Annotated in this window: 9 protein-coding genes; 8 read left to right on the top strand and 1 reads right to left on the bottom strand. The window is 36.2% G+C overall.

Going from position 1 to position 8,753, the window contains the following annotated elements; genetic code table 11:
* Positions 1–124: 124 nt before the first annotated feature.
* Both A5875_RS02815 and A5875_RS02820 read left to right on the top strand, forming a co-directional pair.
* The gene (locus tag A5875_RS02815; protein ID WP_088932194.1) at positions 125–961 is read left to right on the top strand and encodes a transporter substrate-binding domain-containing protein; all 837 of its coding nucleotides are present in this window, start codon (positions 125–127) and stop codon (positions 959–961) included.
* On the top strand, positions 961–1,620 hold the full coding sequence (locus A5875_RS02820) for an amino acid ABC transporter permease (protein WP_088932195.1): 660 nt from the start codon (positions 961–963) through the stop codon (positions 1,618–1,620). The genes A5875_RS02815 and A5875_RS02820 overlap by 1 nt, the downstream gene beginning before the upstream one ends.
* A 41-nt stretch (positions 1,621–1,661) precedes the next feature.
* On the opposite strand, the gene A5875_RS02825 is transcribed toward A5875_RS02820, so the two are convergent.
* Entirely contained in the window at positions 1,662–2,228 is a 567-nt protein-coding gene (locus tag A5875_RS02825) for a TetR/AcrR family transcriptional regulator (protein ID WP_088932196.1), read from the bottom strand.
* A gap of 116 nt (positions 2,229–2,344) precedes the next feature.
* Between A5875_RS02825 and A5875_RS02830 the strand changes: the two genes are divergently transcribed.
* From A5875_RS02830 to A5875_RS02855, 6 genes are all read left to right on the top strand, one after another.
* Positions 2,345–3,265, top strand: coding sequence for an SDR family oxidoreductase (locus A5875_RS02830; RefSeq protein WP_088932197.1), 921 nt, complete (start codon positions 2,345–2,347; stop codon positions 3,263–3,265).
* A 124-nt stretch (positions 3,266–3,389) separates the two neighbouring features.
* Positions 3,390–4,070, top strand: a complete 681-nt coding sequence (locus tag A5875_RS02835) for a response regulator transcription factor (RefSeq protein WP_088932198.1) — start codon at positions 3,390–3,392, stop codon at positions 4,068–4,070.
* Between the two features lie 3 nt (positions 4,071–4,073).
* Positions 4,074–4,979: a sensor histidine kinase gene (locus A5875_RS02840; protein WP_088932199.1), complete on the top strand. Its 906-nt coding sequence runs from the start codon at positions 4,074–4,076 to the stop codon at positions 4,977–4,979.
* A gap of 79 nt (positions 4,980–5,058) precedes the next feature.
* On the top strand, positions 5,059–5,751 hold the full coding sequence (locus A5875_RS02845; RefSeq protein WP_088932200.1) for an ABC transporter ATP-binding protein: 693 nt from the start codon (positions 5,059–5,061) through the stop codon (positions 5,749–5,751).
* Positions 5,748–8,219 carry an ABC transporter permease gene (locus A5875_RS02850; RefSeq protein WP_088932201.1) on the top strand — a complete coding sequence of 824 codons (2,472 nt, stop codon included), beginning with the start codon at positions 5,748–5,750 and terminating at the stop codon, positions 8,217–8,219. The genes A5875_RS02845 and A5875_RS02850 overlap by 4 nt, the downstream gene beginning before the upstream one ends.
* Before the next feature lie 134 nt (positions 8,220–8,353).
* Positions 8,354–8,557, top strand: coding sequence for a hypothetical protein (locus tag A5875_RS02855; RefSeq protein ID WP_088932202.1), 204 nt, complete (start codon positions 8,354–8,356; stop codon positions 8,555–8,557).
* Positions 8,558–8,753: the final 196 nt, after the last annotated feature.

The raw sequence follows: 8,753 nt of genomic DNA on the forward strand, positions 1-8,753 counted from the left end.
ATTCAAATTAAAACTGTATTATTAGCTGTTTTTCATAAGCAAGTTTCTATAGGTTTATGTTTTTTATATGCTATAAATAAATCATCATTTAGAATTTACTAAAATCAAAAGGGAGATGATATTGTTGAAAAAATGGTTGGTAGGGTTAAGCTTGGTTATAGCAGGGGTGGTTCTGACTGCATGCGGCAGTGAACAATCTAGTGAAGATGATAGTTGGAAGAAAGTTGAGGAAAAGAAAGAGTTAGTAGTAGCAACTTCAGGAACACTTTTTCCTTCTTCTTATTACAATGATGAAAATAAACTGATTGGTTATGATGTGGATGTCGCAAAAGCTGTAGCCAAAAAATTAGATCTAAAAATAAAGTTCAAAGAGTACAACGTTGATGGTCAAGTGACAGCTGTTAAGCGCGGCGAAGCAGATTTTGCGGCAAACGATTTTGGTTTATCAGGAGAACGGGCAAAGAAATTTTCGTTGTCTTCACCAATCAAGTATTCCTTTGATAGTATGATTGTAAGAAAAAGCGATGATTCTGGTATTCATTCTTTAAAAGATTTAAAAGATAAAAAGGCAGCCGGTGAACCGAATACCAGCTATATGAAGATCGCTGAAAAATATGGGGCAAAAGCAGTGACATACGACAATGCTACAAATGATCAATATTTGACTGATGTAGCAAACGGTCGAACAGACGTAATTTTAAATGACTATTATTTACAAAAGATGTCGGTTGCGGCTTTACCAGATATTCCTGTCAAAATTTTAGAAGATGTCTATTTCAATGCGAATTCAACCGGTTTTCTGTTCGATAAAGAAAATCAAACCTTAAAAACTAAAATAGATGATGCCTTGGCCGACCTAAAAAAAGATGGGACGCTAAAGAAAATCGCTGAACAATATTTTGGTACAGATGTTTCCGTGAAACCAAAACAAGAAGTGAGCGAGAAGGTTTCGGCAGATTAATGTATATTCCAACGATCGATCTATCTTTAATGGTGAAGTCAATTCCATTTCTCTTGAGCGGATTAGGCTATACATTAGGGATTAGCCTCACAGCTTTTCTATTTGGTAATTTGCTGGGTATTCTAATGACCGTTCTTGGATTTTTCTCGTGGAGGCCAATAAGACTTTTTGTTAAGTTCTATTTATCTTTTTTACGAGGAACACCGGCACTAGTTTTATTGTTTTTACTATATTTCGGTTTGCCCTACCAATTGAATGCAGTAGTGGCAGCAGTCATTTGTTTCAGCTTGACCAGCAGTGCATTTATTGGCGAAATTTACCGCGGGTCAATCGCGGGGGTTAATGCGGGACAATGGGACGCCGCGTATGCGTTGGGGAATCGTTTCTTTCCAACAATGTGGTACATTATTCTGCCACAGGCGGCACGAATCTCGATCCCAGCATTGAGCAATGTGGCGATGGACCTTGTCAAAGGAACATCGCTGGCGGCAATGATCACGGTCCCGGATATTTTCCAAAAAGCTAAAATCATTGGCGGCCGAACCTTTGATTATCTTTCCATGTATATTTTAGTTGCATTGATTTATTGGCTGCTTTGTATCGGGATCGGACACATTCAGTCTCGTTTGGAAAGATTTTTCCAAAAAAAATATGTATAAAAAGAGAAGAACCCACACAAAATTGTGGGTTCTTCTCTTTTTTAGGCTTTCAACGCATCTAAGACCATTTGCGCGACAGCATCATAAGTATACTTTTGTTGATCGTACAGACCTTCCTTAATATTCAGTGCATGACGATGTAAAACATTAAAGACAGTAGTCATATGCAAGTTTACGGGTAAATTTTTTAAATAGCCAACGCTGATTGCTTCGTTTAGCAGATTAATTACGATTGTATTGTTTTCATAGAGACTGTCTTCAGAGATGTTCAACATTTTAATTTGTTCAATCAAAGTCAGGCCATCGGGATGCTGAATAGCATAATCAAACACGGAACTAATATAGTTATCGATCCTTATTTTGACTGGTATATTTGAATCGTTCAATGTTTCCAAGCGACCCATTGCTTTTATCTGTTCAAGCTCACGATTGTAGGCACTTAAGAGCAAGTCATTCTTATTTTTAAAGTACAGATAAACATTAGACTGTGCAATTCCTACGATTTTGGCTACTTTTACAGTAGACACAGCCGCGGCGCCTTCATGCAAAATAATTTGAACAGTAGCATCTAAAATTTTTGTGATTTTTGTATTATCCTTCTTCTTCATAGTCTGAGTATAAAACTAATTTTTTAGTTTATCAAGATTGACAAAGATAGAACTATCTTTTATAATTTCCTTTAAAGATAGTTCTATCTTTTAAAAACGAAAGAAGGTTTCTTATTATGAAAATCGCAATGTTAGGTTCCCTAGGAAATGTAAATAGCTTGATGATTCCCAAATTGATTGAGGAAGGTCATGATGTCACAGTTATTACCTCTAGTACAGAACGTGTTCCTCAAATAGAAGAGTTAGGTGCAACGGCTGAAGTTGGTACGATGGCTGATCCAGATTTTTTGACAAAAGTATTTACTGATAAAGATGTTGTTTACTTAATGATTTCTGGAACTGGTGCCGGACTCGACTTAAATCTAGAAATGAAAAAGCAAGGAGAAATTTTTAGAGAGGCAATCACGAATGCAGGTGTGCATAAAGTTGTTCAATTAAGCAGTGTTGGAGCAGAGGCAGGTCCGGAAGCAGGCTCATTACACGCTTATCAATATCTTGAAACAGAGCTTAAAAAAATGACTGATGTCGATATTGCATTTGTCCGTCCAGTTGGTTTTTACAATAATTTATACAGTAATCTAGCTACTATTAAAAACGAACATGCCATTTACTCAAATATTCCAGAAGATACTGTACAAAAATATGTTGCTCCCAGCGATATCGCCAATGTCGCTTTACCCCTAATCGAGGAAGTACCAAAAGGAGTAACCATTCACTATGCGGTCAGTGATACATTTTCAATGAAAGATTTTATTGGCAAACTTGCTGAAGCGGCGGGTATGCCAGACCTGCATTTTGTGGAGATCACTGATGAACAAATGAAACAAGGAATGATGGCTAATCAAGTTCCTGAAACCATTATCGATGCATTCTTAAAAACAAATCAATACCAAAAAAGTGGTAAAAATATTTACGCTGCCCTTAACGAAAGTAATACGACAGTCGGGACAGTAAAGCTTGCTGATTTTGTTAAGCAATACGCTCAGGCAATCATCAATACTCAAGACAGTCATCGCTCATCAACGATTGTCGATTAAAAACTAAAGAAGTAAGCAACTAAGCAAAGTCAAACGACTTTGCTTTTTTTCTGATCCATCATTGATAATTAGAATGATAAACAGGATAATAAAAAACATAATGACAAATGACGAGGATAAGAAAATGAAAAAGAAAATTATTTTGATTGAGGACGACGAAAATCTGCGCAGGGGAATTTCGTTTTATTTGGAGCAAGAGGACTACGAAGTTTTTGTAAATGGTGGGGTTAAAGGGGCTCTTGGATTGATTCAAGAGACATCTCCAGATTTGATTATTTTAGATGTGACACTTCCTGATGGAAATGGCTTTGAGTTGTGCCAAGAAATACGACAAGTTTCAACTGTACCGATTTTTTTCCTGACAGCGCATGACTTAGAGTCGGATATTTTGACTGGATTGTCAATAGGCGGAGATGATTATTTAACTAAGCCATTCTCTTTAGCAATTTTGAAGGCAAAAGTAGCGTTACTCTTTAAAAAGCAAGAGGATCGGACCAAAAAAATCGTATTGCAGCCTTTTGTTTTAAATTTGGACAGCCATCGTTTATTCAAAAATGATGTGGAAATCCCCTTGAGTACGACAGAGTTTCGTTTGATCAATTACTTGATGAAAAACGTAGGCATTGTATTAGAAAAGGAATTATTGCTTGAAGCATTGTGGGACGATCAAGGGAAATTTGTTGATGAAAATGTCCTGTCGGTAAATATTCGCAGGATTCGGCTGAAAATCGAGGCAGATCCTAAAAATCCACAGTACATTGAGACTATCCGAGGGATTGGATATCTTTGGAAAAGAGGTGAGTGATTTTTGTTAATATACAGCTTAACAGTTCTATTTTTCACAGCGGTTGTCTTACTCTTTTTCTTTCAGACTAGAAAACAACATGAAACAGAATTATCAACTATTGAAGAAGTTTTAGACTCAGTGATCAAAGGCGATTTCCCTGAAGGTGTCTCTTCTTACCAAGAAGGCCAAAAGAGTAAATTGATTTTTAAGGTATTGAGAATTGCGGAAACAAACCAACTATATCAAGAAGCCGCTGCTCGTGAAAAGAGTCGTGTTCAAGAATTGATGGTCGACGCAGCTCATCAGATGCGAACACCGATTACTAGCATGGTAATGTTTACTGAATTGATGCAAAATGAACATCTTTCTAAAAGCGAGTTGCAGGAATTTTTGACTCGCTTAACTTTTGATTCCCAACGATTAAGTTGGCTCGTAGAAGAATTTTTGTATATGTCAAAATTTGAAACCGAGTCGATGAAATTAACTACAGTGGTTCAACCGATTCGCATGACTATTGATCAAGCTATTCTCAAAAGTGATGAAAAAATGAATACACGAAATCGTTTCGAGGTGAAGGGTGTAGACTCGGAGTTAGCTCATGATATCAGATGGACAAGTGAAGCAATTGGGAATGTCTTAGAAAATGCACTGAAATATGCATATGAAGATTCAAAAATCGAAATCATTGTTGATCGATTGATTTCTTATACGAGAATTACAATCAAAAATCATGGAAAAACGATTCCAAGAGAAGAATTGCCAAATATTTTTTCTAAGTATTATCGCGGCTCGGAATATCGGAATACCATTGAAGGTTTTGGTATCGGACTTTATTTGACGAGATTGATCTGTGAAGCGCAAGGTGGGTATGTGCTGGCAGAATCACGAGCGGAGGAAACTACTATCTGTCTATTCTTACAGAACTGACAGAATTATTGTGTTTGACTGACATTTTCCTGTAAGTCTCTCCTGCTATATTGTAAATATAACGAAGGAGGTTGTTGGTATGAAAATAGTAAAAACGAATCATCTAACAAAAACTTATGGTGAAGGAGAAAATCAAGTTCATGCGGTAGATGAGGTCAATTTAACAATCGAGGATAAAGAATTTGTAACGATTGTTGGGACTTCCGGTTCAGGAAAGAGTACATTGTTGAACCTGTTAGGCGGTTTGGATCGACCAACTTCAGGCACAATCGAAGTTTCTGGAAAGCAGCTTGAAAATCTAACTGAAGAAGAATTGACGATTTTCAGACGTAGAAATGTTGGTTTTGTTTTCCAACAATACAATTTAGTTCCGATTTTGAGTGTTTATGAGAACATCGTTTTACCTATCCAGTTAGATGGAAATGTTGTAGACGAAACATTCGTCAAGGAAGTAATAAATACTTTAGGGTTAAAAGGAAGAGAAAACAGATTGCCTTCCATGCTATCGGGAGGTCAACAGCAACGAGTAGCGATTGCACGGGCGCTAGCAGCAAAACCAGCTATTATTTTAGCCGACGAGCCTACGGGAAACTTAGACAGTAAAAGCAGTCAGGATGTTCTAGGACTATTAAAACAATCAGCGAAAAAATTCAATCAGACAGTCATCATGATTACTCATAATGATCAAATCGCTCAACTTGCTGATCGGGTCATTCGAATTGAGGATGGAAAACTTTATGATGTGCGAGTTACTGGCGGTGATTGGTCATGAGAGAACAACGAAAAGCAATCCGTAATTTATGGATGAACAGTTTTAAAAACAATCGCAGACGAAACATTTTTGTTGTAATAGCACTTGCCTTAACAACTTTATTGATTTCTTCAGTTATTGGGCTAGGTATGAGTTTTATCGAAGCGAACAACAAACAGACAATTCAAAGAGTTGGAACAATTGCGGATGCGAATTTAAACGATTTAACAAATAAACAAGTCAACATTTTAAAAAAAGACTCTTCGATTGAAGTCGTCGGTGAACAACAAACAATTGGTGCAGTTGATAGTCAACGGTTGAAAAATAAAAAAGTTCAAATGGCTTTACATTGGTATAGCAAGGATGAATGGACAGGGTTAAGAAAAGAAGCAATCAATGACTTTACTGGGAAGTTTCCAGTAAAAGAAAATGAACTGATGGCTCCAATCGCAGCTCTAAAAGAACTAGGAATCTCACAACCTAAGATAGGTCAGAAAATTTTATTGCCTTGTTTCATCGATGGAAAAAGCTATCAAAAGGAATTTGTTTTATCAGGCTATTATAAAGAATTCGTGATTGCTCGAGTAGTAGACTTCAGCTATGTATTGGTTTCGGATCAATTTGCTAAAGAATACAGCAGTCTTGAGAATAATAAAATATATTCGATCAAGTACAAAGACAATAAAAATCTTTCGCAAAAAAATAAAACATTAGCGAAAAAATTAAAGCTGACTGAAACGCAGGAGATCAAACCAACGCTAAGAGAAAGTTCAGAAAGTTCGATGTCAACAATTATTGGAGTTGGAATGTTTTTGGCAATCATACTAATTTCAGGTGGATTGCTGATTTACAATGTTCTTTATATTTCGATCGCTAATGATATTCGTTTTTATGGATTATTAAAAGCACTTGGAACAACCAAAAGACAATTGAAGAAAATTATTTTTAATCAATCATTACTATTATCAGCTATTGGAATTCCTTTAGGACTGGTCGTTGGTTTCAGCATTTCTCAAGTTTTTATTCCATTTGTTATGAAAGCGACTAATTTTTCAGAAGCAGTGGTAGTCTCAACAAAGCCATTGATTTACGTAGGTGCTTGTTTGTTTTCTCTGCTGGTGATGCTGCTAAGTTCCATTAAGCCTGCAAATTATGCAGCGAAGGTTTCGCCGGTTTTAGCTATCAATTTCACTGAATCAAAAGTGAAAAAGCACAATGTCCGCTCGCGCAATGGGGGGAAATTATATTTGATGGCTTGGCGAAATATTTTTCGAGATAAAAAACGCGCTCTGATCGTAATTGTTTCTATGACTCTCGGAATTACTTCCTTTGTTGCAGTAAATTCGATCGTTAAAAGTATGGATTTTGAAAAATTCGTATTAAGTGAAATGGATTATGATATCATGATCAGTCCCAGCTATTCCAGTTCGGATAATACGCTTTCTGCTACTAAAAGATTAGAAAAGCAGCAAGTTAGTCAACAATTAAATCAACTAGCGGCAAATGATGCTATCTCCGATACACGTATTTATTATTCAGAACCAATTCAAGTAGCCTATGACAAACAGAAATTTTCCGATTATATCCGTTCTTATAATCAATATTTTAAATACGGTAAGATTGATCAGAAGAAGATCCAACCGGACGATTTTAGAGGAGAAGTCATCAGTATTGATTCTGCGGAATTAGAAAAATTATTACCAGCAGATAAAAAGAATTCATTTGACAAAAAAGCTTTTGATGCAGGAGAGACCGCCTATATTCAGTCAGACCATCCAGAGGACTTCAGGGATATGTCAGCTATACAGTTTTCAACTAGTGATAAACAGGCACATCAAGTAGAGATCGACGGCTTTATTCCTAACAATTATTTGGAGGTTCAAACGGGTGGCGCACCGCCAATATTCATTTCAAAGAATTATTTAGATGAAATTGCACCTAATGCGGGCATTTGGAATGCCTACTTCAATCTTGAAAAGGATAAAGCTGAAACCGTTTCAGCTCAGTTTCAAAGTTTCATCGACGAACAGTCGGTTTATAAAATCGTAACAAAAACTGAAATGAAGAATCGGGCTATTAGTGAAATCAGCACAATGAGAATGATGGGTAATACCCTAGCTTTAATTCTTGCTTTGATTGGATTGCTAAACTTTGTCAATATCATTACTACTAGTATTCTTGCAAGAAAAAAAGAATTGGCTACATTAGAGAGTATTGGCATGACAAGAAAACAGACGAATACTGTATTGATGATCGAAGGTGGGTATTACGCCTTGATTGTTATAGGATTAGTGCTGACTTTTGGATTAGGTGTTACGTACGTACTATTTTCTATCGTTCAAAAATCAGCAACCTACGCAAGCTTTAGTTTGCCGATGATGGAAATCGGGATATCCTTACTCTTAATGGTTGGGATCTGTTTACTTACACCGTATCTGGTGATGAATTCTTCAGGAAAAGAAGCTTTGGCGGAACGAATCAAGGGTTAGATAAGGTTAAAAAAAGGCAGTCTTTATCTTAATTAAATTCATTTTCCTTGATTTCCCAATAATTTTCGGTAAAATATAAAATTAACTCAAAAGAGTTGATAAACTGAAAATAAAAAAGATTGGATGTGTGAGCTATGGGACATTTACCTCCTTCAAAATTTGCGTTGAACGATAGTGTACAATTCAGAGTCGCAGACAGCATTCTAACTGGTGTTATTGAGCTTACAGATTTTGCCCATTCTTCTAACAAAGCGTATCATTCGTACAGTATTTTTGTTGAAGAACGTGATTGTTCTTATACCCATGTCCCAGAGCAAGATGTTTTGAAAAAATTTTAATATAGAAATAAGGAAAAGTCTGATGAGCAAGTTTTTAGTGCCTGTTCATCGGGCTTTTTAAATTATTAAAATACACTGTCTGCTGACTTGCTAGTATTATAAGAAATAATCTGTGATAATAAATAAAAAAGTGTAAGAGGAGTTGGCTATGAAAGACGGACTATACTGGGCAGAAAAATTACATAATAAAGAGATG

It is taken from the genome of Enterococcus sp. 3H8_DIV0648 (assembly GCF_002140655.1).
Taxonomy (GTDB): Bacteria; Bacillota; Bacilli; order Lactobacillales; family Enterococcaceae; genus Enterococcus_A; species Enterococcus_A hulanensis.

Coding starts and splice junctions, on each gene's coding strand:
- A5875_RS02820 (WP_088932195.1), top strand. CDS start 961: ATGTATATTCCAACGATCGATCTATCTTTAATGGTGAAGTCAATTCCA.
- A5875_RS02825 (WP_088932196.1), bottom strand. CDS start 2,228: ATGAAGAAGAAGGATAATACAAAAATCACAAAAATTTTAGATGCTACT.
- A5875_RS02855 (WP_088932202.1), top strand. CDS start 8,354: ATGGGACATTTACCTCCTTCAAAATTTGCGTTGAACGATAGTGTACAA.
- A5875_RS02835 (WP_088932198.1), top strand. CDS start 3,390: ATGAAAAAGAAAATTATTTTGATTGAGGACGACGAAAATCTGCGCAGG.
- A5875_RS02830 (WP_088932197.1), top strand. CDS start 2,345: ATGAAAATCGCAATGTTAGGTTCCCTAGGAAATGTAAATAGCTTGATG.
- A5875_RS02850 (WP_088932201.1), top strand. CDS start 5,748: ATGAGAGAACAACGAAAAGCAATCCGTAATTTATGGATGAACAGTTTT.
- A5875_RS02845 (WP_088932200.1), top strand. CDS start 5,059: ATGAAAATAGTAAAAACGAATCATCTAACAAAAACTTATGGTGAAGGA.